Origin of the sequence: Streptomyces kanasensis, from assembly GCF_043077165.1 — a bacterium.
Taxonomy (GTDB): domain Bacteria; phylum Actinomycetota; class Actinomycetes; order Streptomycetales; family Streptomycetaceae; genus Streptomyces; species Streptomyces changanensis.
This window is the reverse complement of sequence record NZ_JBIBSF010000008.1, coordinates 234,773-258,870: the sequence shown is the minus strand read 5'-3', so window position 1 is coordinate 258,870 and position 24,098 is coordinate 234,773. Positions and strand designations below refer to the sequence as shown.

Annotated in this window: 28 protein-coding genes and 1 pseudogene; 3 read left to right on the top strand and 26 right to left on the bottom strand. The window is 69.8% G+C overall.

Annotated elements, in window-relative coordinates; genetic code table 11:
- Positions 1-131: 131 nt before the first annotated feature.
- From ACF053_RS21180 to ACF053_RS21165, 4 genes are all read right to left on the bottom strand, one after another.
- Entirely contained in the window at positions 132-1,499 is a 1,368-nt protein-coding gene (locus ACF053_RS21180; protein WP_391955324.1) for a DUF317 domain-containing protein, read from the bottom strand.
- Between the two features lie 67 nt (positions 1,500-1,566).
- Positions 1,567-2,676 (bottom strand): DnaB-like helicase N-terminal domain-containing protein, encoded by a 1,110-nt coding sequence (locus tag ACF053_RS21175; RefSeq protein ID WP_391955323.1) that lies wholly within the window; start codon positions 2,674-2,676, stop codon positions 1,567-1,569.
- Positions 2,676-3,947: a DNA cytosine methyltransferase gene (locus ACF053_RS21170; protein WP_391955322.1), complete on the bottom strand. Its 1,272-nt coding sequence runs from the start codon at positions 3,945-3,947 to the stop codon at positions 2,676-2,678. Before ACF053_RS21170 ends, ACF053_RS21175 begins: the two co-directional genes overlap by 1 nt.
- Positions 3,944-4,531: a hypothetical protein gene (locus tag ACF053_RS21165; RefSeq protein WP_391955321.1), complete on the bottom strand. Its 588-nt coding sequence runs from the start codon at positions 4,529-4,531 to the stop codon at positions 3,944-3,946. Before ACF053_RS21165 ends, ACF053_RS21170 begins: the two co-directional genes overlap by 4 nt.
- A gap of 157 nt (positions 4,532-4,688) precedes the next feature.
- On the opposite strand from ACF053_RS21165, the gene ACF053_RS21160 reads away from it, so the two are divergent.
- The gene (locus tag ACF053_RS21160; protein ID WP_391955320.1) at positions 4,689-5,339 is read left to right on the top strand and encodes a class I SAM-dependent methyltransferase; all 651 of its coding nucleotides are present in this window, start codon (positions 4,689-4,691) and stop codon (positions 5,337-5,339) included.
- Here the strand turns inward: ACF053_RS21160 and ACF053_RS21155 are convergent.
- The 21 genes and pseudogenes from ACF053_RS21155 to ACF053_RS21055 form a co-directional block, all read right to left on the bottom strand.
- Positions 5,330-6,847, bottom strand: coding sequence for a tyrosine-type recombinase/integrase (locus tag ACF053_RS21155; RefSeq protein ID WP_391955319.1), 1,518 nt, complete (start codon positions 6,845-6,847; stop codon positions 5,330-5,332). The genes ACF053_RS21160 and ACF053_RS21155 overlap by 10 nt on opposite strands.
- A 115-nt stretch (positions 6,848-6,962) precedes the next feature.
- A complete protein-coding gene (locus ACF053_RS21150; RefSeq protein ID WP_391955318.1) occupies positions 6,963-7,787 on the bottom strand; it encodes a hypothetical protein in 825 nt (274 codons plus the stop codon).
- Entirely contained in the window at positions 7,780-8,976 is a 1,197-nt protein-coding gene (locus ACF053_RS21145; RefSeq protein ID WP_391955317.1) for a tyrosine-type recombinase/integrase, read from the bottom strand. Before ACF053_RS21145 ends, ACF053_RS21150 begins: the two co-directional genes overlap by 8 nt.
- A gap of 66 nt (positions 8,977-9,042) precedes the next feature.
- Positions 9,043-9,366 (bottom strand): annotated as a pseudogene (locus ACF053_RS21140) (hypothetical protein); the annotation flags it as partial.
- Positions 9,367-9,397: 31 nt separating this feature from the next.
- Complete coding sequence (locus ACF053_RS21135) at positions 9,398-9,877, bottom strand: hypothetical protein (protein WP_391955316.1); 480 nt, start codon at positions 9,875-9,877, stop codon at positions 9,398-9,400.
- Between the two features lie 58 nt (positions 9,878-9,935).
- Entirely contained in the window at positions 9,936-10,508 is a 573-nt protein-coding gene (locus tag ACF053_RS21130) for a hypothetical protein (RefSeq protein WP_391955315.1), read from the bottom strand.
- Positions 10,465-11,394 (bottom strand): alpha/beta fold hydrolase, encoded by a 930-nt coding sequence (locus ACF053_RS21125; RefSeq protein WP_391955314.1) that lies wholly within the window; start codon positions 11,392-11,394, stop codon positions 10,465-10,467. Before ACF053_RS21125 ends, ACF053_RS21130 begins: the two co-directional genes overlap by 44 nt.
- A complete protein-coding gene (locus ACF053_RS21120) occupies positions 11,391-13,178 on the bottom strand; it encodes a type IV secretory system conjugative DNA transfer family protein (protein WP_391955313.1) in 1,788 nt (595 codons plus the stop codon). The genes ACF053_RS21125 and ACF053_RS21120 overlap by 4 nt, the downstream gene beginning before the upstream one ends.
- A 33-nt stretch (positions 13,179-13,211) precedes the next feature.
- Positions 13,212-13,985, bottom strand: coding sequence for a DUF317 domain-containing protein (locus tag ACF053_RS21115; RefSeq protein WP_391955312.1), 774 nt, complete (start codon positions 13,983-13,985; stop codon positions 13,212-13,214).
- 2 nt (positions 13,986-13,987) lie between these two features.
- The gene (locus ACF053_RS21110) at positions 13,988-14,533 is read right to left on the bottom strand and encodes a hypothetical protein (RefSeq protein ID WP_391955311.1); all 546 of its coding nucleotides are present in this window, start codon (positions 14,531-14,533) and stop codon (positions 13,988-13,990) included.
- 50 nt (positions 14,534-14,583) lie between these two features.
- On the bottom strand, positions 14,584-15,423 hold the full coding sequence (locus ACF053_RS21105) for a DUF317 domain-containing protein (protein WP_391955310.1): 840 nt from the start codon (positions 15,421-15,423) through the stop codon (positions 14,584-14,586).
- Positions 15,414-15,770: a hypothetical protein gene (locus ACF053_RS21100; protein ID WP_391955309.1), complete on the bottom strand. Its 357-nt coding sequence runs from the start codon at positions 15,768-15,770 to the stop codon at positions 15,414-15,416. Before ACF053_RS21100 ends, ACF053_RS21105 begins: the two co-directional genes overlap by 10 nt.
- A 30-nt stretch (positions 15,771-15,800) precedes the next feature.
- Positions 15,801-16,604: a DUF317 domain-containing protein gene (locus ACF053_RS21095; protein WP_391955308.1), complete on the bottom strand. Its 804-nt coding sequence runs from the start codon at positions 16,602-16,604 to the stop codon at positions 15,801-15,803.
- A complete protein-coding gene (locus tag ACF053_RS21090) occupies positions 16,601-16,984 on the bottom strand; it encodes a hypothetical protein (protein ID WP_391955307.1) in 384 nt (127 codons plus the stop codon). Before ACF053_RS21090 ends, ACF053_RS21095 begins: the two co-directional genes overlap by 4 nt.
- 282 nt (positions 16,985-17,266) lie before the next feature.
- Positions 17,267-17,674, bottom strand: a complete 408-nt coding sequence (locus tag ACF053_RS21085; protein ID WP_391955306.1) for a hypothetical protein — start codon at positions 17,672-17,674, stop codon at positions 17,267-17,269.
- Between the two features lie 669 nt (positions 17,675-18,343).
- The gene (locus ACF053_RS21080) at positions 18,344-19,093 is read right to left on the bottom strand and encodes a hypothetical protein (RefSeq protein WP_391955305.1); all 750 of its coding nucleotides are present in this window, start codon (positions 19,091-19,093) and stop codon (positions 18,344-18,346) included.
- 22 nt (positions 19,094-19,115) lie between these two features.
- Positions 19,116-19,814 carry a hypothetical protein gene (locus ACF053_RS21075; RefSeq protein ID WP_391955304.1) on the bottom strand — a complete coding sequence of 233 codons (699 nt, stop codon included), beginning with the start codon at positions 19,812-19,814 and terminating at the stop codon, positions 19,116-19,118.
- 13 nt (positions 19,815-19,827) lie between these two features.
- Positions 19,828-20,685, bottom strand: a complete 858-nt coding sequence (locus ACF053_RS21070) for a relaxase/mobilization nuclease (protein WP_391955303.1) — start codon at positions 20,683-20,685, stop codon at positions 19,828-19,830.
- Complete coding sequence (locus ACF053_RS21065) at positions 20,682-21,458, bottom strand: hypothetical protein (protein ID WP_391955302.1); 777 nt, start codon at positions 21,456-21,458, stop codon at positions 20,682-20,684. Before ACF053_RS21065 ends, ACF053_RS21070 begins: the two co-directional genes overlap by 4 nt.
- Complete coding sequence (locus ACF053_RS21060) at positions 21,455-21,880, bottom strand: hypothetical protein (RefSeq protein ID WP_391955301.1); 426 nt, start codon at positions 21,878-21,880, stop codon at positions 21,455-21,457. Before ACF053_RS21060 ends, ACF053_RS21065 begins: the two co-directional genes overlap by 4 nt.
- 100 nt (positions 21,881-21,980) lie before the next feature.
- Positions 21,981-22,469 (bottom strand): hypothetical protein, encoded by a 489-nt coding sequence (locus ACF053_RS21055; protein WP_391955300.1) that lies wholly within the window; start codon positions 22,467-22,469, stop codon positions 21,981-21,983.
- Between the two features lie 404 nt (positions 22,470-22,873).
- Between ACF053_RS21055 and ACF053_RS21050 the strand changes: the two genes are divergently transcribed.
- Together ACF053_RS21050 and ACF053_RS21045 are read left to right on the top strand one after the other, a co-directional pair.
- On the top strand, positions 22,874-23,053 hold the full coding sequence (locus tag ACF053_RS21050; protein WP_391955299.1) for a hypothetical protein: 180 nt from the start codon (positions 22,874-22,876) through the stop codon (positions 23,051-23,053).
- Positions 23,054-23,149: 96 nt separating this feature from the next.
- Entirely contained in the window at positions 23,150-23,899 is a 750-nt protein-coding gene (locus ACF053_RS21045) for a hypothetical protein (RefSeq protein WP_391955298.1), read from the top strand.
- Here ACF053_RS21045 and ACF053_RS21040 read toward each other — a convergent pair.
- On the bottom strand, positions 23,896-24,090 hold the full coding sequence (locus ACF053_RS21040; protein WP_391955297.1) for a hypothetical protein: 195 nt from the start codon (positions 24,088-24,090) through the stop codon (positions 23,896-23,898). The genes ACF053_RS21045 and ACF053_RS21040 overlap by 4 nt on opposite strands.
- Positions 24,091-24,098: the final 8 nt, after the last annotated feature.

The following is a 24,098-nucleotide window of genomic DNA, read 5'->3' as shown; positions in this document are numbered from 1 at the left end:
ACGAGGAGATCGATCCCGTGCTGCCCTCTAGGTGAGGACGCGCCCCGAACGGGGACAGGTGCGATACCGGGCTTACGGGACGCAGGGCTGCCGTTGGGCGGCATCAGCGACATAAGCCGCTCGTGTCCGGTTCAGAGACTGCGGCTGATCGTGTGCCCGGTCGTTGGTGGGGAGATAGCTGGCGGCGCGGGTCGGAGTCGGAGGCTGCGGGGGCGCCTTGCGGTATTGGTGCGCCGGGTGCCGGTTCCGTGGGCGAGGGTCTCGGAGAGATCGGCCAGCAGCGAACCTGGGGTGTGCGGGGACGCGGTGAGGGCCCAGGTGGGTCGGTCGGGACCTGGACCTGCCCAGACGGTCCAGGTGGCGAGGTTCTGGCTCGGGTGCTGGGCGGCGAAAGCGTCGAACCGGACCCCCGCGCCCCCGGCGGGGGACGTCCAGCCGATCCATCGCCCGTCCATAGTGTGCTTCCACCCGGCCTCGGACAGGGGCTGTGTGGCGGCGGCGACGGTCTTCTCGTCCACCGGGGCGCCGACGGCCGTGTCCCAGCCGTCGCCGTCGGCGAGGTGATCCAGCAGTTCCTGCAGCACTGGGGCCGGAGTGGCGGCGGTCGCGGTGAGGACCCACATGCGGTCGGAGACGGGCGTCTTGTACGCGGCTACGGTCCAGGCGGTCTCGTGGGGGTGGGCTTCGTGGACGCGCTCGATGCGCAGGGTCTGGGACTCGTGGATCGCGTGGGTCGTCTCGTCCGACCAGGTCCGCCACTTTTCCCAGTCACCGTGGGCGGCGAGGAACGCCTCCAGCAGAGCATCGTGGTCGCCGGCATCAGCCGCGTACGCGGGGACCGTTTCCGGCGGGGGGTGTGGAGGTCCAGATTCGGCGGCGGGTGGGGACGTTTCCGCCTGGGCGGCGGCGCGCTCGGTGTCGGTCATGGGTGCCGGGCCTGGCCGCATGGCGGCGCCGTGGACTCTCTCGAAGGCGACCAGGGCTGCGGCGGGCGAGTCGAAGGTGTCGGCGACCTGCCGCAGATGGTTCTCGCCGTGGAGATAGACGCTCTTGCCGCTGCCGAGGTAGGTGCCGACCGCGACGGTGGTGTGGCCGTCCTCGGCGTGAGCGTGGATGAGGAGCTGGCCATGGCGTATGTCGTCATAGATCTTCTGGGCCGCGTCGGAGACCTCGAGGATTTCGCTGCGGGTGCACCAGGGCATTGGATAGTCGGCCCAGGTCCATTCCTCGGCCATGGCTTCCCGGAGCCGCGGGGTGATCTCGACGCTGACCCCGTCAGCGGCCAGTTGCTGGGCCGCCTTTTCGGCCCAGTAGGGCTCCTCGTGATCGATGCGGGCCAGGACCAGGGTGTTCTCGGCCACGACGGTCCAGTTGGCGGCCTCCAGGCCCACGTGGGGGATGTGGGCCTGGGAGCCGGTCAGGACGGCGGTCACGGCACTGGGGTGGGTGGGGTGGACGTCGAGGCGGACGTGCGCGTCGATGAACTGGGCGGTGGTCACGTGGGGGTGTCATCTCCTGTGCCCGGTGGCCGGGCCTACGGGCCCGGCCACCGGCGTGTGCGGGGGGCTATCGGGTGGCGCGAGTGGTGCGGGCGGCCGTGGTGGTCGGGGGGCCCGCGCGGGTGGTAGGCGCGGGGCGTGGGCGCTGCGGAAGGATCCGTCCGGTGGCGTGCTGCCAGCGGGTGCGGATGGCGCCGAGGTTGGCGAGGGCCCGGCGAGCACCGACGACGAGCTGGAACGGTGTGTTCGCAGGGTCGCTGGCGTACGCCTCGATGCGGCGGCCGACGTGGTCGGCGGCGGCCAGGAGGGAGCGCTGCAAGGTGCGTTCGCCCCAGTGCTCGACGGAGCCGACCGGTCCGGCGAGAAGGCAGAGCACGTCGCCGGGTTCGTTGCCGTGCTCAAGAAGGCCGCGCTGTTGTGCTTCCCATAGGAGGGTGACGGGGTCGATGGGCTCGTGGCGGTGTTCGAGGGTGGTGAGGCACTGCCACAGGCCGGCGTGCAGCGGCTGGGTGAAATCCTCGGGAAGCAGCCACCGTACGGACTCGATGCCAGCGGGGTGGGCGGTGGCGGTAGCGAGCAGCAACTGCTCCTCCTGCGCCGCCTCGGCATAGTCGGGTGCGATGGCCGGCGGGGGTGGCGGGGTGCGGGGCAGGACGCCCGCGCGTGGCGGGAAGCGTGCTGCGATGTCGTCCACGACTGCGGCGAGCGCGTCGGCCTCGGTGAGCACCGTTTGGACGGGGTGGGGGAGGGAGGCGTCGTGGACGGTCTGGAGAAGGTGCTCGGCGGCGGCCCGCAGCCGGCGGCGGGCGTGTTCGGCCTCGACCATCCGAGCGTAGGCGGGTGCGTGGCGGGGCCAGGGGCAGACCTGGATGAGGGTGTGCAGATAGGAGGCGGTCAGTCCGCGTGCCTGCTGCTGGCCCGCTGCGAGCACCTGGTTGAGCCACGTGGTGTTCTTCGCGTGCTCGGCCGGGTCGGGCGGCGGCAGGGTGCTGATCGCGGCGAACAGGGCGGCGTGCGCGGCGGTGGAGAACGAGTCGGCGGAGACCCCGGTCACGTCGCCGAGACGGTGCGGATCGAGAAGAAGCGCGCCGAGGAGGGCCTGCTCGACGTGGAACACCGGCTGCGGCGCCGGGATCGTGTCGAGGTCGTCCTCGTCGGGTTCGGGACTGAGGGGCATCAGGCGGCCAGGGTGAAGTCGTTCGGGTCGAGGGTGACGCCGAGGTGCGGGGCGAGGAGGTGGCCGGCGAGCAGCGGCGGGACCGCGTTGCCGATCTGCGAGAACTGCTGGCCCTTGTTTCCGGCCCACGGGTAGTCGCCGGGGAAGGTCTTCAGGAGGCCGGCCTCGCGAGCGGTGATCCGGATCGGCTCCGGTACTGCCGGCGCGTCCGTGTCCTTCGTCGGCGCCGAGAGCGGTGTGGCGACCCAGGTGCATTCGTTCGCGCGGTGCCCGAAGAACAGCGTGCCTGCCGGCTCCTCGATGGACCGGACAGTGGCGTTGGCCTGGTTGTTGCTGCGCAGAGACCAGGACCAGCGGTGCGCCTCGGCGGTGAACGTCGGCGCCGGGGCGGTGGCAGCACGGTTCTCACGGGTGCCGTGCCGTGCCGCCCACCCCGCGCCTTCGCGACGGGACTGAAGGACCACTCCGTCCGGTCGCGGCATCCAGGTTCCGCGGTCCCGGGCGTCGGAGAGCGTCTTGCGGGAGCCCGAAGGGAACGGTTCGGGCCCGCCGCCGGGCCCGCCCCCGGCACAGACGGTGGGAACGGGCCGGTCGGTCGCACCCCACCCCAGAGCTTCGGCCATGCTCACCCAGCGGGCACGTCCCGGACCGAACAGCGAGTCGGGCTCGGCGACCCGGGCGTGCGTCGGCGTGGGAGGCTGTGCCGTACGGACTCGCGAGGCGAGCAGGATCGCCCGCTTGCGCGTCTGCGGAACGCCGAAGTCGGCCGCGTTGAGAATCCCGTACCAGACCGAGAAGCCCCAGCCGCGCAGGATCGCCGCGTACTGCTTCCACAGCGGCAGGACGTCCGGAACCTCCTCCATGGCGACCCACTCGGGCTCGCCGACCGTGTTCAGGGCGTGGAGGTAGCGCATCGGCTCGGCCGCGAGCAGGGAACGCTCGTCACGGCAGGCGGCGAGGAGGCGCTCGCGGGTGTCGCGTCCGGCGGCGAGGTCCTCGACCGCCGCATGCACCAGCGGCTGGTCCACCAGGCCAAGACGTTTGCCGGCCATGCTCCACGCCTGACACGGCGGAGAAGCGATCAGCCCGCGCGTCCGGCCGAGGAAGGGCCACGTCGGATACATCGCCACGTCGGTCCGGATCGTCAACTGCCCAGCGGCAGCACGGGTCCTGCACGCCCACTCGTCCCACTCCAGCCCCACGTCACGCACGCCGAAGACACCCAGTGCACTGCTCCAGCCGCCCGGCCCCGCGAAGAGGTCGAGTATCACGTGGCCAGCCCGAAGTCGTCCTGCGCCAGCGCGTCCGCATCGCCGCGGCACGCCCAGGGCGAGCAGCCGTCCGCGACACCCCGCTCCAACTCGTCCTCGTCGGCGAGCTCCTGCTGGAGGGCCGCCCACTCGGAGGCGGTGACGTGGTCGATCGGGGCCCGGTCGAGGGGGACGCGGGAGCGGTGCAGGAACGCCTCGCCCAGCAGCCGATTGCCGCTGGCGTTGGCGCGGGCATTGCCCTTTCGGATGGCAGCGTCGAATTCCACGACATCCTCCCACTCGGCGGGGGAGTTGTCGCGGATGCGCCGCCACTGAGCATTGCCATGGAAAGGGCAGCCCAGGCAGCTCGATTTCGGGGTCTCGGCCAGATCGAGAGAGGTGAGATAGCGAACGCAGTCGGAACGCGACCAGCCCATGTCGATCAGCGGATGTCGGTTCTGCATGTACTTCACGTCGGCGTCCTTGGCGCGGTGGAATTCGTCGTTGGATATGCCGATCCACTGCTCGACGAAAACGCCCTTTGGTATCCGAGTCGGATACGGGTAGCCGAGAAGATCGCGGATCTTCTTCTTGATGGGCTTCACCTTGTACTCCCCGGTGCTTCTCTGCACTTCACCCGTATGGGTGGCTGCGGTTATATGTATTGCTTTCTCCTGCTTGTTTCCGTTTGGCTCGTTTGGTGTCATTAAGGGGACTGGCTGGCAAGCGGTCCTGTCAGTGGGTGCTGCGAGGATGCGAGGCATGGTCAACGCCTCTGAGATTGCCAATTACTGGGACGCCGCAGCTCCGTCGTTCGACGAGGAGCCGGATCACGGTCTGCGGGCGGAACACACCCACCGTGCGTGGGACGAACTGCTGCGGCGTTGGGCGCCGCCTGGCCCGGCTGATGTCCTAGACATCGGCTGCGGTACGGGCTCGCTTTCGGCGCTACTTGCTGCGGCCGGCCACCGGGTGACCGGCGTCGACCTGTCCGCGAGAATGATTGAGCAAGCTCAGGCAAAGCTGTCAACCGCTGGTCTCCCAGGCCGCTTTGTCGTGGGGGACGCTGCTGCGCCTCCCACGGGCGGCCAGCAGTTCGACATGGTGCTCGCTCGGCACCTCCTGTGGACCCTCCCGGCCCCTGAGAACGCGCTGCGAGAGTGGGTGGCCCGGCTTCGCCCGGGAGGCACTCTGCTCCTTGTCGAAGGGCGCTGGGGTGAAGCAGGGCAAGGAGAGCCGTATGTCACGGGTGCCGAAGCGCTGCCATGGAACGGCGGAGTGCTTCCCGGCGACCTTTCCTCCGCGGTCGAACCGCTGGTTGCATCGATGCGAGTGGAAGATCTCAGCGAAGCCCCAGATCTGTGGGGGCGCCCGGTCGATGACATTCGGTACGCGCTGATCGCTCAAGTTTGATGCCCTGGCGCTGTTCGCGGACGGGGCGTGCCCAAGTCAACCGCTGGGCGCTGTGACCGGCGCTGGGCCTCGTCTCGCTTCGCGCGAAGGAAGGTGAGGGTGAGGTCGATTCCTTCGACCTCACCGACCCAGCCTTCGGTTTCGGCCCGTGTCCGACGGTCGAGCAGGTCGACTTCCAGTTCTGCGAGGCGGGGCAGCATCTTGGGGTTGATGTGAAGCATCGGGCATCGGATGCAGGCGTGTTCGTGCTGGCAGGGGGTGCCGTAGGGGCGTCCGCAGGCGCCGAGCTCGACCTTGCGGCGGTCGAAGTGCTCCTCGAACTCGGTCCACTCCTGCTCGGTGGCGTCCCGGTATTCGTCCGCTGGCCGGACCTGGCGCCGCTGGTGGAGGTGGGCCTGGTAGTGGCGGATCACGTCCTCGTCGAAGACTGCGACGTAGCCGCGGGTGGTCTGGATGCTGAGGTGGCCCAGCAGTGCGGCGCCGATGTGGATGGGCAGGCCGCTGTTGACCAGCTCAGTGGCGAAGATCCTCCGGAAGTCGTGCGGGGTGAACTTCAGACCGCGGAAGCCGGGGTGGGTCTTGGCCAGGTCTTCGCAGCGTCGGCTGATCATGTGCTGGATGGTGCCGGGGTTGAAGATCTTCGATCCGATCGCTCCGTTCTGGCGTTGGAAGAGGAAGGGCATCGGCGCACTCCAGACCTTGTCGTGCGGGTCGTAGCGACTGACCAGGGGGATGGGTTTCCCCCGCCGGCCGTGGCGGCGGATGATCGAGGCGACGACGTGGAACAGTTCGGCCGACATTGGGATGACGCGCTCGCGGTCAGTCTTGGACGGGGCGATGACCAGCAGGGCGATGACCTCGCCGTTCGCGCGCTGATACTGGCGGATGCTGAGGTGGGTCAGCTCGCACAGCTCCTCGATGCGGACGCCGGAGTGCCGCAGGGTCTCCACCGCCGCCCAGTCCCAGAACGCGGCCTCCTCGTCGGCCTCGACATTCACCACTTCGCCGGAGTCCAAATGCAGCACGCGCGTGGGAACGGCGTCGCCGTGCCGGAGAAGCTTGCGGTCCGATTCGCTGATCACCCGGCGGTAGGCGGTGCCGGCGTGTGTGAATTCCTCGCCGTCAACGGCCTGGTCGGCGCGTTCGAGTAGGAGCCGGGCATGGTCGTAGCGGGACTCGACGTGCTCGACCAGGACGGGCAGGAGGGGCTGGCGCTGCCGGGTGCGGTCCGCGGAGCGTTCGGTCCCTTTCCGCCGGCGGACGCCCAGGCCGTGGAACTCACCAGGCGGGACGGGACACGGTGCGACCCAGGCCGCCCAGCGTTCGGGTTCGTCGGCAGCCCAGGTGTGCAGGTCGTAGTAGAAGCTGCGGACGGAGATGACGATGTCGTCCTGGCCACTCCTGTGGGTGCCGTCGTCCTTAAGGCGGATCGTCTCGCGCCAGCGTGTGTAGAGGTCCGGTGCGATTCGAAGGCCCTGCTGGCTGGGGTTGAGCTGCTCGATCTTCACCCAGAAGTGCTTGACGAGCAGGAGCGCGAGCTGTTTCAGGCTGGAGTAGTCGAGATCGGCTCGGCGCCGGCCGAAGTAGTCGATCAGCAGGCCGCGAACGGCCTGGTCGCGGACGCTACTGATCGACGAGTTCCTCGATGGTCCGCTGGCCGCGCATCATCGCCGCCCGCATCGTGGTCGGCGTGGAGGCTGGGAAGCGCCCCATGGCGATAAGGGCCGTCCACATCCCATGCCCGAACAAGCGGTTAGATGCCGGTTGTCCGGGCTGGAGGCGGCAGCGGGCGAGCCGGTTGTCGTGCGCGTACTGGAGGATCGACTCCGGCGTGACGTCGGCCAGCGCGACGCCCTGGTAGGTCAGGAGCGTGCACATGTCGAGCACGGCCTCCCGCTGGTGCTTGAGCCGCAGCTCCTGCGCGGCGATGTGCTCCTCGAAGGTGACCAGCAGTGGGTCGTTCTGCGCGGAGATGAACAGGGGCGTGAAGTTGTTCAGCTGGTTCTGCCGGAAGGCGAGCATCGAGGGCTGGACGACGCGGAGACAGAACAGCGTGCGGACCCCGGGGGTGACCGCGAGACCGGTCGTCCTGCGGGCACCGAGACTGTTCGCCTTGATCAGTCCCTTGCCCAGAGGGCTGGCATCCCACCGCTCCTGCCAGGTCTGGCCCGGGTGGGTGGACAGGTACTGAAGGATTCCGCGGGTGGCCTGGCTGCGCTGGTGCCGCGTGACGGTGGAAGCGTCTTCCCAGACATCGAACGCCAGCTTCGAGATCTGGTTGATCGAGGCACCGGACAGCTCTCCGTGCGGTCGCGGTGGAGGATCCGAGACCGCAGGCTGCGGCTTCATCGGACCGCCCACGAACCGGCTGGGGAAGGTGAGCCCCTCCACGATGGGCCCGTGCCGGCGGCTGACACCGGTGGTCGGGCTCGCCTGTGACCTAGGCACCGAACACCGCCTTGATGTCGTCCGCGGAGTACCCGGTGGGGTAGCTCGTCACGGGCCGAGGCGAGTTGTAGTGCTCGGCGAGCTTGTCGAACATCTCCTCCACCCGGGCGGTCAGGTAGCGGCTGGTGGTCTGGATGTTGGCGTGACGCATGATCGCCTGGACCTCGACTGGGGTGAGTTTCCCGCCGTTGGCCATCCGGGACGCCGCAGTGTGACGGAGGTCGTGCAGCGTCCAGTTCGTGCCCAGCAGCCCGTTTGCCCGCTGCATGATCCGGCGCATCGCCCAGTAGGACAGAGGCCGATTGTTGCCGCGACGGGTTCGCCAGATCGGCTCGTTCCGTGGCGGCGTGCCCGCTTCGTCGAGGTAGCGGGCGAGCCGGACGAACGCCTGCGGCGAGGCCGGCACCGCTTCCCTCTCCCGGGTGCCCTTGGAGATCACGTAGATTCGCTGGCCGGCCCAGTCGATGTCATTCACTCCAACCCCGAGGAGCTCGACCGCGCGGGCGCCGCTGGAGACGTAGAACTCCAGCAGGGCGCGGTCGCGCTCGCAGCCCATGCGGTTGAACAGCTCATCCCAGAGCCGGTCGGGGATGGAGCGGGGCGGCCGGTCTGAGACCTTCTGCCGAAGCCGTGCCCGACCCACGACCGCCCGCGGCTCCAACGGGCTTCGGTGGGCGAGGGCCCTCCGGCGCTGCGGCGAGACAGGGACAGGGTTGACCACCGGACCGTTGCCTTGATGGGCGTGGAACCCGTAGAAGCCGCTGATCACCGACAACGCATGGTTGATCGTCCTGGGCGCATACCCAGCACGGAGCGTCGGCTTGCCGGTCCTCAAGTTCACCGACCCCGGCGCATCACCACGCGCCCGCGTCCGCTGACGCTGCGGATTCGAGGCCGTCCGCAGCCACCCCGCCAGCACCGCGACCTCAGCCTCAGTCGCCCTCTCCCAGGCCACCCCCAGCAGCCACAGCAGCCGGAACCACCGCAGCAGGCCATACCCGTAACTGCGTACCGTCAGCGGACTGCAGTCGTTCAGCGCCAGGTCCCGCAGATAGGCGGTAGCCGCCTCGATCTCATCGTCGTACGCGTTCACGACGATGTACGGAGGGTGGACGCCCCGAGCGGGGACAACGGCCCCCACCCGGGGTAGCTCGGCCCGCCCCTCGATCAGTTCATGCCGCAGTTCCAAGGTGTTCCTCCCCATCAATCGCACTGACCATCACGTCGATCAACGAGGGGAGCTGGTGCAGATAACTGTGCACTGGCGCCGGGTCATCCCAGGACGCCCGTCCGTGTTGAGGATGTAGAGGGGCATGGAGGCGAAACGGTGATCCGGGTTCAGGGCGTCGTTGCGGATGTTTCCGGAGGAAACCCGGAGAACAGGTATACCGGCGGGCGTTGCTATTTCGCGTTCGAGGCGGTCGAGATGGTCATAGACGGATTTGGGCTCCCATCCGGTGTCGGCGAAGATCGCGTAGTCAATTTTCGGGAGGATGCCTTCGGCAGACAGGGCGAGCAGGGTGCTGGACTGGACGCCGGCACCGAGAGAAAGGGCGCGGAACTGGGGGGAGGCGTGAATGGGCAATCCTTGGGCGGAGCGTGGAGGCCGGTCAGCGGGCGCGAGCTCGGGAGGTGTCCGGTTGCGGGGCGGGCAGGAGCGCGGGCACGAAGGAGCGCCGTGCGGCGAGGGCGGCGGTGGCCTCGCGGGCGCCGGTGACCGCAGCGGTGTAGTGGGGCAGGACGCGGTCCGTGATCCGCCAGGCGGCGCGGGCCGGATCGAGAGGGCCGGCGACGGTCGGCGGCGCGGGGATGCGGTCGGTGATGCCCTCGTGCAGCCCTTGGGGGATCACAGGGCAGACCAGGACCCGGCCTCGCCGGTGCTCGACGAGGTACAGCTCCAGGTCGTCGTGCCGCCGCAGGGTGATTCCGTGGCTGCGGAAGGCGATGGCCGGCCTGGCGTCCAGCGGCGTCCACACGCGGCATGTGTCAGCGAACTGGTCGGCGGCGCGGGTGTACTGGCGGTAGAGGGCCGTCCAGGTGCCGGGCAGACGGTCGGCGAGCTGGAGGGCGAACAGGTGGAAGGGGTGCAAGAAGTGTCCTCGGCGGGAGAGAAGGTCAGCGTGTCCAGCTGGCGGCGTCGGGGCAGCGTCAACGCCGTACGCGGGGAGTGCGGGACGCTGAGGGGGCTGTGGTGGGGCCGGTCGTCCGCTGAACAGGCTTCGCTCGTTCTTGTGTGGCGGCGAGGTCGCGGGTGATGCCGGTGGCGACGTAATGGCACCCGATCGCGCTCAGGTCGAGCTGGTGGGCGGCATCGGCGAGGTGGCCGGTCATACGCGGTATGGCCTCGGCGTGGCGAGCGGTGCGTACCGCTTCGTCGTCTGCCGGGTAGCCGACGAACGGCGCGCCTTCGTACGGGTTGGCGTACAGCGCGCTGGCGAGGTCGTTGCCGGCCAGGGAGGAAGCGACCACGACCGAGGCCAGGCACTCCAGGCTGGCGCGGCTGCCGGCGATGTCGGCGTACGCGCCGCCGTCGAGCGCGCCCAGGCGTACGAGGGCGGTGGCCATCAGGTCCTGGACCTTGAGCAGGAGCGGGCTGATCCGGCGCAGCGCGTCGGTGCCGGGGGTGTAGGAGAGGTCCCGGACGCGTGCGTGCAGGGCCTCGAACTCGCCTGCCAGGTCACGGAGTTGTTCTGCCTGTTCTGCAAGGTTGAGCGAAGGCATGGGGCGGTGTGCTCCGGGAGATCGGGTTAGAGATGGAGGCGCAGCGGGAGATTCGGTCGGTGACCAGCTGGGCGTGACGCAGGGGCAATGCGTGGGTGGCGTCCGGGACGATCTCCAGCTGGGCGCTGGGCAGACAGGCGGCGAGACGACCGGTCCGCTCGGGCGGGATGTGGGCGTCGAGGCTTCCGGCCAGAAGGTGGACCCGCCCGCCGAGCTGCTGCAGCGAACCGGGGTCGGGCTGCTGATTGGCGAGGTCGTGCCACAGGGCAGCGAGGTCTCCGGTCGCCATGGTGTGCAGGCCCTGCCGGCACGGCAACGGCAATGCACCGGACGCCGACTGTGCGGGGGAGTGCAGGGCCCACCGGCTGGTGGTGGGAAGGCACCGCCGGACCGCGTCGAGCAGGTACGGCGCGTGCGTGCACGCGGACGCGAGAAGGTTGCGGCCCAGCGTGAGGATGGACTGGGCCGGGCCGGTGCCCGTGCGGGTGCTGATACCGGCGTACGGGGGCGAGATCAGCACCAGCCCGCGGATGCGGGGCGCGAGGTGGGGGTGGCGCGCGACCAGGCGCATGAGCGTCATCGCCCCCATGGAGTGGCCGGCGAGCACGAGCGGTCCCCGTGGCGCTGTCGTCTCGAGAACCTGGGTGAGGTCGTCGGCCAGTTGGTCGAGGCTCAGGGCGGCGGTGCCGCGGGTGGAGTAACCGTGCGCGCGCTGGTCGTAGCGCACGACGCGCATCCCCTCACGGAGCAGGAGCGGTACGTGCGAGCGCCAGAGGGCAGCGGTGACCGAGAGCCCGTGCACGAGGACTGCCGTCACGGGTGCTTGGGCGGGACCGTCGATGTAGGTGGCGAGCCGGGCACCATCGGGGAGCCGTATCGATCTCATGCTGCCGTCCCGAAGTCGGTCTGCCTCGGCGTGTGCTTGGCGACCGCCCGCTTGGTGATGCCGTCGGAGGCCCGCTTGGAGGCGGCGGAGAGTTCGTCGGCGCCGGGCTCCAGGTACCACGGGCGCAGGTCGAGCATCGCGGCGCGCATGCCGGTGGCGAAGCAGAGAGCGGTGCCCTTGGGCAGGGCGCGGATCGCGTCGGCCGGCAGGATCCGCTCCTGCCGCATCGACACGGAGGTCGACTTGCCGGACTCGGAATGTGAGGTGGACGTCGTCTCGACGTCATGGTCGCCGATCAGCCGGGACAGCTTGTCGGCGAAGTCCGGGTCGTCGATGCCGGAGCCGATCACCTTCACCGTGGACGCTGACCACATGGCGTCCATGCCCGCATCCCCCCAGACCTTCTGGCCCTGGCGGTAGGACTGCAGGATCGTGATCGGGATGATCCCGCGGGACCCGAGATGCGAATACAAGTCCGGAAGGTCCGAAATTTTGCAGACGTTGGCGGCCTCGTCGAGGATCGCGAGCATCGGCGGGTCGAGCCGCCCGCCGGCGCGCTCGGCCTGCGCGGTCGCGCCGCGCATCACCGAGTCCGCGCACGCGGCGATCAGCGCGCTGGCGCCGCCTCCGCCGTCCTTGCTCAAGAGGAAGAGCGTGTCGGTGGAGGTGACGAACTCGGCCGGACGGAACTCGGGCACGTCCTTCTGCGGGGTGACCCAGGCGGCGATCTCGCTGTTCAGCAGCGCGGCGGCGTACTGGCGGGCGGTCTCGTAGATGCCATCGCGCGTCTCCGGCGGTCCCTCGACCGTGCCCTTGAGCTGGGCGGCGACGGCGGCGAAGTCGTGGTCGCGGAGGATGTCGAGCGGAGTGCGGTCGGCGGGGAAGGCGAGCCACTGCATGACGTCGGTGATCGGCCGCTCGTCGAGGGCTGCGGCCAGGAACAACTGGGACAGGATGTTGGATCCGGCCTTGGACCAGAAGTCCCCCTGCTGGCTCGCGTCCACCGAGGCGGCGAGGAAGTGGCCGGCCAACCGCCCGGCGCCGTCCAGGGTTTTGGCGTCCGCCAACGGGTTCCACCACATCTCGCGTGCTGCGTGCGCGATCTGCTGCGGATCCATCGACCACACCTGACCGACGCGTGCGCGGGCGTCGTAGGTGGCGGTGAACGCATCACCCGCAGCCTTGTTCGAGGTCAGCAGAACCGGGCCGGGCGCGGCGAGTACGGAGGGGATGGCGAGCGAGGTGGTCTTGCCCGAGCGCGGCGCCATGATGGCGACGGCCACATCCTCGTAGCCCATGCGCACCTCGTGCTTGGTGCCCTGCAGGTTGCCGAGCAGGATGCCGGTGTCGCGGGCCTCGATGTGCTTGGCGTCCTTCAGGCTCGGGCGCAGGGAGCGGGCCTTGGCGGTGATCGCCTTGGCCATCAGCGGTTCGATGTCCCGGGCCTTGGCCATGCCGGTGATCTTCTTCCGGCCGCCGCCGCGGCTCTTGTACCGCGCCCACAGGACGCCGGTCACGGCGCCGAGGGCGAGCAGGGCTGCGATCGGGACGATCCGAGCGCCGACAAGCAGGGACGTTTCTCCGACCTGGGGCCAGAGCTGGTCAGGGTGGAGGAGGGCGGCGGTCGGCTGGTAGGGCGCCCAGTGGTCGGCGGTCAGCCATGCGGTGATGTTGCCGGACAGCCAGGCGAGATGGGACAGCGGGACGACGACGCCGAGCACTCCGAGGAGGAGGCGCAGGACGATGTCGTACCCGTCGGAGGAACGGTTGGAGGAGGGTGGCAAAGGGCTACGTGCTTCCGGGCGGGGACGAAGGGGTTAGCGGCTGCGGGTGTTCTTGGCCGGTGACCGTCGAAGGGGGCTCAGATTCGCCGGCGTGCTGGCGCGGCGGGCGGCGAGGGCATGGACGCGTTCTTCCAGGGCGGAGGCGACCTGCGCGGCGGGGACTTCCCGCCGCGTGACGGTGATGAGATCCGGGTCCCGGGTGGGGAGGTTGACGACGGTGGCCGTACGCAGCACCGGGCTTGGGTCGGTCAGTGCTGCGGTGAACGCGGTGATCAGGTGGGGCGGCGTGTGCTCGCCGAATCGGGCCTGCCACAGAGGAGGGCCGGTGCGATCGAGGGCGGCTCCGACCCACCAGCAGCCGGTGGTCTCGTTGACCTCGACGCGGACCGTGCCGTCGGCCGAGGCGAGCCGGTTGTGGCTGTAGGCCGGTGACCAGCCGGATTTCTGGAGCGGTTCCAGCGGGTCCCAGTCGTCTGCAGGATGGGCGGCGGGACTGGTGAGGGTGTCGGTGAAAGCGGCGATGATTTCGACCGGGGTGCGGGCACCGAAGCTCGCGTACCAGGCGGGCCGGTCCGGCTGCTGGGCGTGATGGAGCGTCCACCACTGGCCGTCTGGGTCGGGCTCGAGCCGGAGGAGGGCCCTCTGGTCGGGGCTGGAGAGGATGACGCGCGGCATCAGGGGGTCGTGGCCGTAGCTCCAGCCGCAGGCCCGATGGAGGGGGACGGTGACGCAGGAGGGATCTCCGCCTCCGGCCAGGTGGCGCGGGGCGACGAAGTCGACATCGACGATCTCGGGGGGCTTCGGCATGGTCACCTCCGCACCGTGCTGGCCCGGCCGGACGCGGGGACCGTGGTCGCGGTCGGTGGCGGGGCCAGGGTCGAGGGGGCGTGGCGGGCAGCTGTGTTGATGTCGAGGACGGCCTGGCCGTGGGAGGCCCCGTCGAGGTAGCTCCAGGCTTCGGCGTGGTACTCGGTGAGGGCGTCGTCGTACGCCGGGATTCCGGGGCAGGCGTCGGCAGTGAGGCTGTCGCGCGTCTGCCGCCATTCCTCTTGCAGTACATCCACGCGGTCGAGCGCATCCTGCAGGACGCCCAGCTGCCATACCCAGCGGCTCTGTACCGCGTGGGAGGGGAGTTGGGCGAGCTGCGTCTCGGCGGTGGCCAGCAGGTGGCGGGCGCCGGCGTGGACGGTTTCGAATGCGGCACCGGTGTCGGCGTCGCGCTGGCTCTGGCGGAGTCCGTAGGCGTGGTCGTCGTACGGCCAGCCGTCGAGGCCGGTGTGCTCGTCGGAGTACGCGTCCCAGGCGTCGAGGATCTTCTTGCTGTCGCGGATGAAGGCGTCGAGGTGACGCAGCACCTCGCGATGTGCGGCGGGGGCGAGGGGAATGGTGGGGTGTCCTATCGGGATCAGCGGCGAGCGGTGGAACGGGTGGTGTTTTCCTTCGCCGGGGGCGTCACGGCCTCTGGCTGGCGCCGCACGCCGCGGGCCTGCCTGCGGATGCCGGCGAGTCGGGCGGCGTGGGCCTCGACGACCTGCTCCGGGGTGAGCGGACTCGGCTTCTGCACGGCGCCGTGGGCGGTGCGGTCGTACATGCCGCGCTGGAGCGGGGCGCGGTCAGCGAGTGTGGTGATGAAGGCGGTCACGAGGTGCTCCGGTGTGTTGCCGTCGAACCAGGCGTGCCAGATCCGGGGGCCCGCAGCGGAGAGTCCGGGGTGGTCCCGGACCTCGATGTGCCAGGACGTACGGTCTGGTTCGCGCCACGGCACGGTGCCGTCACCCTTCTCCGGCCGGCGCTCCACCCTGCACCCCGGTGGATCGGAGACGGCGGCCCCGCGGCCGTCGATGAGCCAGCCGGCAGCTTCCAGCGACGGCAGGGGGTTGGCCGGCTCGGCGGGTGCACGTGCGACGAGGGCGTCGGTGAGGCCGGCGAGGACCTCGGCGGGGACGAGTTCGCCGAACTCGGCGTACCAGCCCGGCTCGCTGCCGGTGGGTTCGGCCCGCAGCCGCCACCACGCGGAGGTGGCGGACTGCGGGTCGAACTGCAGGCTGTGACGGTGATCGGGGCTCCGCAGGACGATCTCGGCGCTGAGCGGGTCGGAGGTGGGTCTCCATCCGGCGGCGGCCAGGCCGTGGGTGACGTGGCGGGCGTCTCCAGGGCCGGCGAGGTGGCGGGGGCTGGTGTCGAACGGGATCCGCCAGGCGTGCTTGTCGGCGAAGGCGGCGAGCTGCCGTTCGCTCAGCGGCACAAGCCGTACTCCGGCTCGGTGGCGACGGCGCTGCCGTACAGGCCCCGGAGGCCGTCCAGGACGTAGTGGAGGGTGTGCTGGTCTGCCTGCTCCCATGCGGCGGTGCGCAGGTCCGTGATCAGGAGGCCGACTTCTGGGGTGCGCGGGGTGTCCGGGTGGTCCTGCACGGCGCGGGCGAGGGCGCGCAAGGTGTCGGCGAGCTGGACGGGCAGGCCCGTGTACTCGTCGAGCAGAGGCTCGACGAGGGCGATCGCCTCTTCGGGGTCGGGGCTCTCACGCAGGTAGTCGGTAAGAAGGGACAGGGTCTCGGTCGCCGTGCGGATCGTGTCCGGGGTGAGTGCGGGCATCAAGCTCCTCGGTTCGTGGGGTGTGGGTGATCAGCGGTAGGTGTGGGCGCCACCAGTGTTGGCGTGGGGGCGGGCCGTGGTGCGGGGCCGGCTGCTGCGGGCGGCGTTGCGAGCCCAGGTGGCGGCACGGGCGGCGGTGATCCGGGCCTGCTGCCAGGCGCTGAGCTGGGAGGGCAGGACGGACACGGATGTGGTGCGGATCTGGGCGCTGTGTGGAACCCGGCCGAGCGGCCGCATCACGGGTTCGGGGCTGGCGAGCGCGGTCGAGAAGGCTTCCACCAGGTGCATCGGGGTGCTGGGTGCGAACTGGGCTGTCCAGCCGTTGCCTTGCTTGTCCTTTGCCCCGGACCACCACATCGCCTCGCCGTCGGGGCCTTGGTGGAACTGCATCCAGGCGCTGCCGTCGGGGCTGGTCGCGGTCACGTGCTCGGCGTTGGGTGGACGGTCCCACCCCTGCTCGCGCAGCGGTGCCCACACGTTGGGGGCGTGCGCGGAGCGGGGGCGGGTGAGGGCGTCGGTGAGACCGGCGACGATCTCCACCGGTGTTTGCCGCCCGAGGACTGCCCACCACTGCTCTTGGTGACCGCTCGCGGCACCGTGGATCGTCCACCCGCCGGGCAGTACGAAGGGGTCGTAGGTGATACGAACCGCGCGGTCCGGGCTTTCCATGGCGAGAGGACCGCCGGCCTTGGACTTGTCCCGCCAACCCGAAGCGCGCAGGAACTCGGAGACGTGCCGGAGGTCACCGCCGCCGGCGAGGGCGCGGGGCTCGACAAGGTAGTGCTGCTGCGCCTGCTCGCCCGCCCCCCAGCCCTGCCAATGCTTCCTCTTCACCGGCGCCGCCGTACGACGAGTGGAGCAGGGGCCGGCGGCTTCGCCGGTGCGGTCTCGGGCCGGTTGCCGGCGTGCTGGAGGATCTCTCGGTGTTCGTCCAGGTCCCCGCCGATGGCGTCGAGTTCGTTCGTGGCCCGCCCCAGTGCGAGCCACACCTCAGCGGGCAGGGCGCCGCGCTCGGCCTGGACCTTGGCGAAGGTGCTGCTGACGGAGACGAGGTGGGTGACGCCGGCGAGGACGCCGTCCGCGGGATCAACAACGCGTGCGATGACCTGCGTTGCTTCATGCGGGGGGAGTATCGCGAGGTGGTCGCCGAGCTGGCCGAGCTGGCGGGCGATCTCGTCGGCCAGCCGCACCGGGTACGGGTTGGAGTGGGGCATGCTCCTCCAGGACGGGGGTCGGTTTCAGTGGTGGTGGCGGTGGCCGATCCGCCGGGCTTCGCCGGGGACGGCTTCGGGACGGGCAGGTGCTGGCGGGGAGGGGCGGTGGGGGCTGGTGGTGATGCAGGCGCGTAGGTAGCGGCGGAACAGGGCGGTGGCGAGGCGCGGTGTGAGGCGGTGGCTGATCGGCGGGGGCTTGCGGGGTGTTACTGGGTTCTCCGATAAGGCTGTCGGTGCGGGGCGGGCGGCCCCGAGCATGGAGCCGGGGCCGCCCGACGGGCGTTACGGGGTACGCCGGGACGGTGTGGGGCGCGAGGCGGAGGCAGCCCGTGGCGGCTGCTGTCTGACGGGGCGCGGCTTCTTGGCGCGGATCTCGCGCACGGCCTGCTGGTAGGCGGTTTCGTCGAGCAGGTCGGGGGCGATGTTGACCTTGTATCCGGCCATCAGCAGCGTCGGGACCGCCCGGCTCGCCAGGTGCTTCTGCTCCTCGGCACCGAGGTGGTCGGGCACGGTGTGCCAGATGTACAGGGGCGTGCCGACGGGGTACTCGTGGCGTTCCATACCGAGCTGTTCCAGCAAGTCGTGGAGCTTGGCCGGGGCGCCGGTGGGAGTGGCGGCGTGGATGGTGGTGGTCAACGCTTTGACGTAGATCTCGACGTCGGTGCCGTAATCATCGGCACGATTGCCCATGGGGGGTTCTCCAGTTCATCGGCGTCGGGGTGCGGGGGCGGACGGCTGCCTCGCGGGGCTCGGCGGCGGTGTTGTGGCTGTCGACCGCTCGGGAGCCCGCGCGGCGTGATTGCGGGCGGCGAGGATCCGGTGGGTGGCGCGCGATAGCGCGCTGGCGGTGTTGCCGAGGTCGGCGACGGGGTCGGGGTCTGCGCTCTCGGCGTCCGGGGCAGGGGACAAGGCGATCCAGGCTCTGACGACAACGTCCCGGGTGAGCGGCAGCAGGCCGCTGGCCGGCCCGGCGATCTCGGCTCAGGACCTCGGCGACCTCGGTGCTGCTCTCAGCGCGGGAGGCCCGCTCGGCGAGCTGGGCGAGGTAGCGCAGAGCCGCGTCGCGTTCGCCATTCGGCGCGGTCAGCGCCTTCAGGGCGGGGCCGAGGTGGACGCTGTGACCGGCGCAGAGCAGGGCGTGCGATGCCGCGGTGGCCTTCAGGCGCTGCTGCTCGATCGGGAGGCCGTGGGGAAGACGGTGGTAGTCCCCGCGGGGGCCGGGAGCGGTAAGGAAGCCACCGGTGCGCTGGAGGATGTCCGCCGCCCGCTCGGTCCCGCCGATCGCGACGACCAGACCGGTGCGTGGGTCCTTGGTGATGGTGACGTACTCCAGCACCAGGAAGTTGGGCTCCCCTGGCTTCATCGAGCTCTGGAGGCCGGCGTTCGTGTGGCGGCCGGGGCCGGCGGCATGACGGCGCTGGGGGCGGTCCGAGCTGCGGGGTGCTGGAGCGCCGTGCCGATGCCGAGCGCGTCGAGCTGTGGACCGATCGCGTGCAGGGCGCGGGCCTGGGCCCTGGTGTCGTCTGCGCCGAGGCGGTAGATACCGGTCTGCGGATCCTGGATGAAGCCGTGAGCCGCCAGGACGGCGCCGGCTGCGTCACCGACGGGCGCGGCGGCGACGCTGCCGTCCTGCTGCCAGGTCAGGACGACCCGATCCGGCTGGGACGGCTGGATGCCGCCGAGGGCGTTGTGCCGGACCTGGGCGAGCGCGGCTTGGTAGCGGGCGAGCAGGTCGCCGGTGACCTGCTCGGCGCTCAGGAACGGATCGTCCGCGAGCGCGATGCCGTTGGGCTCGGGTACGGCGCGGTACGCCTCGTCGGGCAGTGCGCGCGGGGCGACGGCGGCAATGAGGAATCCGTCGCGTTCGTCGTGTCGTTCCAGGACGACGAGCTGGGCTCCGTCCGGGCGGCTCAGGACGGCCGCCTGCTGGAATGGGCGCTCAGCGAGTGATTCGGCGACGAGGTCCAGGTCCCAGATGCGGTCGGACAGTTCGGCCAGGTCGTCCTTGTGCTCGGGAGGGTGGTAGGAACTGGTCCAGGTGCCCGGGAGTTCGCCGGCGAGGACGTCGGCGTACGAGGCGAGGCGCTCGGAGTTGTCGTGATCGTGCATGGTGTCCTTGAGCGAGGTGGGGTCAGCGGCGAAGCCCGGCGGCCACGGGAGGCGGCGGCGGGGCCGGCGCGGTGCGCGGTGGTGACGGGCAGGCGCAGACGGCGGAGCGCTCGCGCTCAGTGGCGGGGACCTCTCCGGCGCAGATGCTGCGGCCGTGGTGCGGGACGTGCCGGTCGGCGAGGGCGTTACGGGTGTCGGAGAGGTCGCTACGGAGGGCTTGGAGACGCTCGTCGGCGAGGTAGCGCAGACGGCGGGCGATGTGCGGGTCGGCCGCGTCACCAAGGCCGTCGTGGAAATCCGCGGTGGCGATAAGGACTTCTTCGAGGGCGGCGAGGACGCCGTCGTGGGAGGCGGTCAGTTCGGTGAGTACGCCGGCCGCATCCCAGGTGGTGGTGGCTTCGCGGATGCGCTGGGCGAGATGAGCGACGGTGGCACCCAGCGGCAGATCGTGGACCGGCCGGCGGTCGGTGTCGATTTCCTTGTCGCAGTCGACGTGGTATCCGACGGCCCGAAGCCGGGCGACGGCTTCGATCCCGAGGCGGGTGTCGTCGCCCTCGATGAGGTTGGTGGGGGCGCGGTGGTAGGTCTCGTGGACGCGGACCACCGGGACGAAGCCCGTACGCTGCAGGACGCTGTGGGCCTCGGGGTCTCCGCCGCGGGCGAGCACCTCCTCGGAGTGCGGGTCGCGGCGGACGGTCAGAAATCGGTCGGCCGGGGGCAAAGGGACGTTTCTCCTACGGTGATCGACGTGGAGGTGCCGTGATCGCGGGCGGTGCCGGGAAGCCTGTGCGTGGCCGGGTGGGTGCGTTCAGGTGGGTCGCGGCGGTGTCGAGGTCCTGCTGGATGCCGTAGAGGCGGCGGGCGATCAGTTCCAGGCGATGCGCCGTGTCGGCACCGGCGGCTCCCGGCTGGCGGGCGGCCTGGTGGGCGGTGTGCTCGATGAGTCCGCGCACCGTGGCCAAGAGGCCGGTCCGCTCGTCAGCGAGCTGCGAGATGATGACCGCGAGCTGGGCTGATGCTGTCGGAGCGGGCCGGGCGACGGGCTGCGGCGGGGAAGTACTGCGTACGGGGATCAGGTGCAGGTCCTGCTCGGTGCGGCGGGCCTCATCCGAGAGGCGGCGGATGACCTTGGGAGGTTGCGTGTGCCAGGAGCCGTCGAGACGGATCAGGTTGGCGATCAGGTCGAGGCGTCTGGGCTGGGCCTGGACGGTGATCCAGCGGCAGCCGTTCGCCTCGCCGGGGACTTCGATGCCCGCCGCGCGGGCCAGCCGGTGAGCTGCTTCAGCCCATTCGGGGCCGGACAGCTCACGGTCGTCTGGGTGCAGCCGGACGTCGAGGTGGAAGATCGCCCGCCGATCACCCTGCGGGCTCGGGACGAAAGGCTCCTCCAGCAGCGGGTCTTCCAGGTGCTCGGCCCACTGCGTGGCGGTCCACGTAGCCTGCTCGTCGTCCAGGGTGTAGGAGCTGAGCCCCGGCCAGTAGGCCAAGACGGTGTCCTCCGGTATCCCGCCCCCGATGGGCACCGGACGCCCCAGCGCTTCGCCGAGCGGTTCGTACGGCTCGTGGGTGCGCGGGTTGATGCGAGGTATCACGCCGCCGAGCCTCCGAAGGCGCGGGCAGACAGGTGTTGGTGGACGTCCCGGGCGGCGGCAATCAGGGAACGCTCGCGCACCAGATCGGCGTGCACCGTGATGTCGCCCGGCGGCAGAAGATCCAGGGCCCGGTCGATGGCCGCGAGCCCTTCGTCGTAGCGGCCGAGTCTGCGCAGTGCGCCGGCCACCCGGAACAGCACGATCGGATCCGTGCCCGCGGTGCCGAAGGCAGGCTGGGCGCTGAGGGCGAGGAGTCGCGCCGCACCGTGGTCCAGGTCGTGGCCGAGCCACAGTCCGTGCAGCAGAACGTGGAGTGTCTTGGTGTGCTGGCCGGCTTCGGCGAGGACCTCGTCCATCAGGGCCAGACCCTCGGGGCGGGACTGACCGAGCAGTGCGAAGGCGTACAGCGCGCGGCTGTAGCAGTCGAGTTCCGAGATCGCGCTGGACGGGAGCTGTTCGACGAACGCCTGGAGGGTGGCACAGCGGAAGTCGTAGCGCAGGGCGCTCAGATACAGATGCCGGTAAGTACGGGCGGTGACCGGATCGAGGTTGGCTGCGGTGATCTCGTCGGGGCTCAGCAGGCTGAAGACGCTGCGCCCAGCGGCACGGGCGGCCCATGCCGCATCCGCACATACCTCCGCTGATTCCTGCCAGTCCACGTCGAGTTCGCGCAGCTCATGTGCCAGCCGGACGGGCCAGAACGGGGCGCCTAGATGGTTGGTGGCACGGGTCCTGGCTTCGCGGAGGACGATGTCGCGGACGGGGAGGGTCACGAGCCGCTCCGGGCGTCGGCTCGGTGTACGAGCTGGCCGATTGCGGTGGTGGTGTACCAGCCGCAGTCGACGATGGCCTCGCCGTCCGTGTACTTCGGCGGGAGGTAGTCCTCCATGGCTCGCAGGTAGATCAGGCAGTCCGGGCAGCGGCGGGAGAGGTGCACGAGGTAGCGGGGGTGCGCGGTGATGTACGTCTGTGCTCCCCCCGTGGCGTCGCGCAGCCGCCACCCGTCTTCATCGGTGGGGGTGTGCCAGGACGGGGCGACGATACGCATGGCGTCTCCCCACAGTTCCCCGCCGGCGGCCCCCTTCAGGACGACGACCGTGTCGCCGGCCTGGAAGTGGGCGTGGGTGATGTCCCTATCCGGGGTGAGGGGGTCGGGGGTCGGAGTGAAGACCGGAGCGGATGGGGGCTGGGACATGGGGTTCCTTCCACGCGAGGCGGGTGGCGGCGGGAGGAACAATGGTCCGGAGGATCGCCGGTTTGGCTAACCGGCGATCCTCGGCTATGTTCCGCCGCCGTCAGCGGAACGGGTTCTCTGTCCCGCGGTCGTCCCCGCCGGCCGCGCCCAGGAGTTCGAGCAGGTCGGTGCCCTCCGCATCACGCTGATCGATCCACCATCCGGCGCGGGTGATGGAGCGCGCCTTCTCCTCCAGCTCCGCCTCGTCCCAGGAGTCCTCAACGACCAGTGAGGTGTGCGCGGAGGTCATCAGATGGTGCCGGGACCGCTCTCCCCAGGCCAGGGCCTTCTCCGGACCCTCCAACTGCGGCATGTCGAACTGCTTCGCCCACTCGACGGCAGCCTGCTGTTCCTCGGCGCGCTTGGCGGCGAGCCACTCCTCCTTGGACTCCGTGTCGGCATCGCGAGCTGCCTTCCAGCAGTCGGTGCAGTCCCGCCCGGCGAGCCAGCGGGCGAATCCGGCGCGCTTGTCGGCGGGACGGTTGGACAGGTCATGAACCGCCTGGTGAGAGCATGCGTGCTCCACGGTCCACTGCGTACGAACGGCCATAAATGGGTCTCCTGTAACAAGGGTTGGAATTTGGGGGTGCGACCTGATCAGGGCGTCTTGGGCCAGCCGAGGAGCGGGCGGCGATGCTGCTGGGGCTGAGACGTCGGCGCATGGTGAGAGCGAAGGCCGCGCCGACGGTCGAAGAGCGCACGAGAGGCCGATCGGCGATGTGTCCGGCGAACACGGTGCCGGCGTTCTGCCCGCCTCCGATTGACGGTCAGTCACGTGTTGCCTCGCTGATGCGGTCCGCGAGGTGAGGGCCTCGGTGGCGACGTAGGCGCAGGCGACGGCATCTCTACACGAAGCGGTGCCCGCCCTGTACGTTCCTGGTCAGATCTGTAAAGTTTTGTCAAGGAGCGTTCATGAGTGTCTGACGGATGCCATGGTGATCTCAGGATTAAGTCATGAGCACCTCTCAGGAGAATTTCCCGGAGTCGAAGCCCAAGCAAGAATCACCGCGTGGGAACTCGCAAAGTGGAGCAAGGGAACGAAACGGGTTCAGAATCGGCCTAGCGCTGGCATCTGCCGTGGTCAGTGGGGCAGTTAAAGCGGTCGTCGAGTACTTCCTGAAAGACAACAAGTGAGCGCTGCAGGGGGGAATAATAGTGGCAGAAGTGAGGCCGTCTCTGATCGCATTGCCGCATAAATCAGAGGTACCGCTGGGGCCTCATCGTAATCTGTTGACGGCCCTGCACGATCTCTATCGGCTAGCCGGATTCCCGAGCACCCGCGTGATCAGCAAGGCGATCACGCGGTCAGAATTCGCCAGGGACTCCATGTCCCATCAGACCGTCGCAAACATTCTGACGGGGCGCCGTGTGCCGCGGTGGCTCAAAGTGGAAGCGTTGGTGGACGCCCTGCTCACCCTTGCGAGACGAGAGACATCGCTGTCCGAGATTGACCGCTTCCGGGGCCTCTGGGAGGCGATCAGCTTCCCCGCGGGAGAGCAGCCTGAGCCGCCCCCTGAGCCCCTGCCTCCATCGCTCCCCCTGCCAGAGGCGCCCCAAGTCATTGAGGTAGGCGGGCTGGTGGCACCTGAATCCGCCCAGGCCGGTCCGCCGACTGCCGAAGAGGAACCGAAAAAGTGGCAGTTTTTGATGGATGCGCCATCCGGTGAAGGAGCTTCACTTCACACGACTATTGTCGCGGCGGGATGGAATGGTCCCGAGATGTTCAATGTCTCTATCCTTCCCGGGCTATTCCGAGTTGAGTTGAACCTTCGACACCCTATGGGCAATGAGATCTGGAAGGTGATGGATGGTGAAGACGAGCAGGCGGCAACAACGCTTGCGCTCCTCCTCATCTCCTGGGCACGAATGGAAGATGAAATGCCCTCGGGTAGAGCGATGGAAAGGATCCGGACCGCCAGGATGGATTGGGGTCGGTATGCGCGTCTGTTCATCGAAGACCTCAAGAGCAGCGACACTTAATCACGGAGCAGCGCGCCGAAGGCGATGCTGCCTCCGGTCGCGGTGGCCCACAGGAGGATGGCGACGGGCGCCATGCCGTTGGGGAGGCGGCCGGTGAGGGTGCCGCCGAGGAGGCGGGCGACGTACGGGCTGCCCAGCACCGCGCCATAGGTGATGCGCGGTGCCGGGCCCGGGGGTGCGGTCAGGGACAACGGGTGCT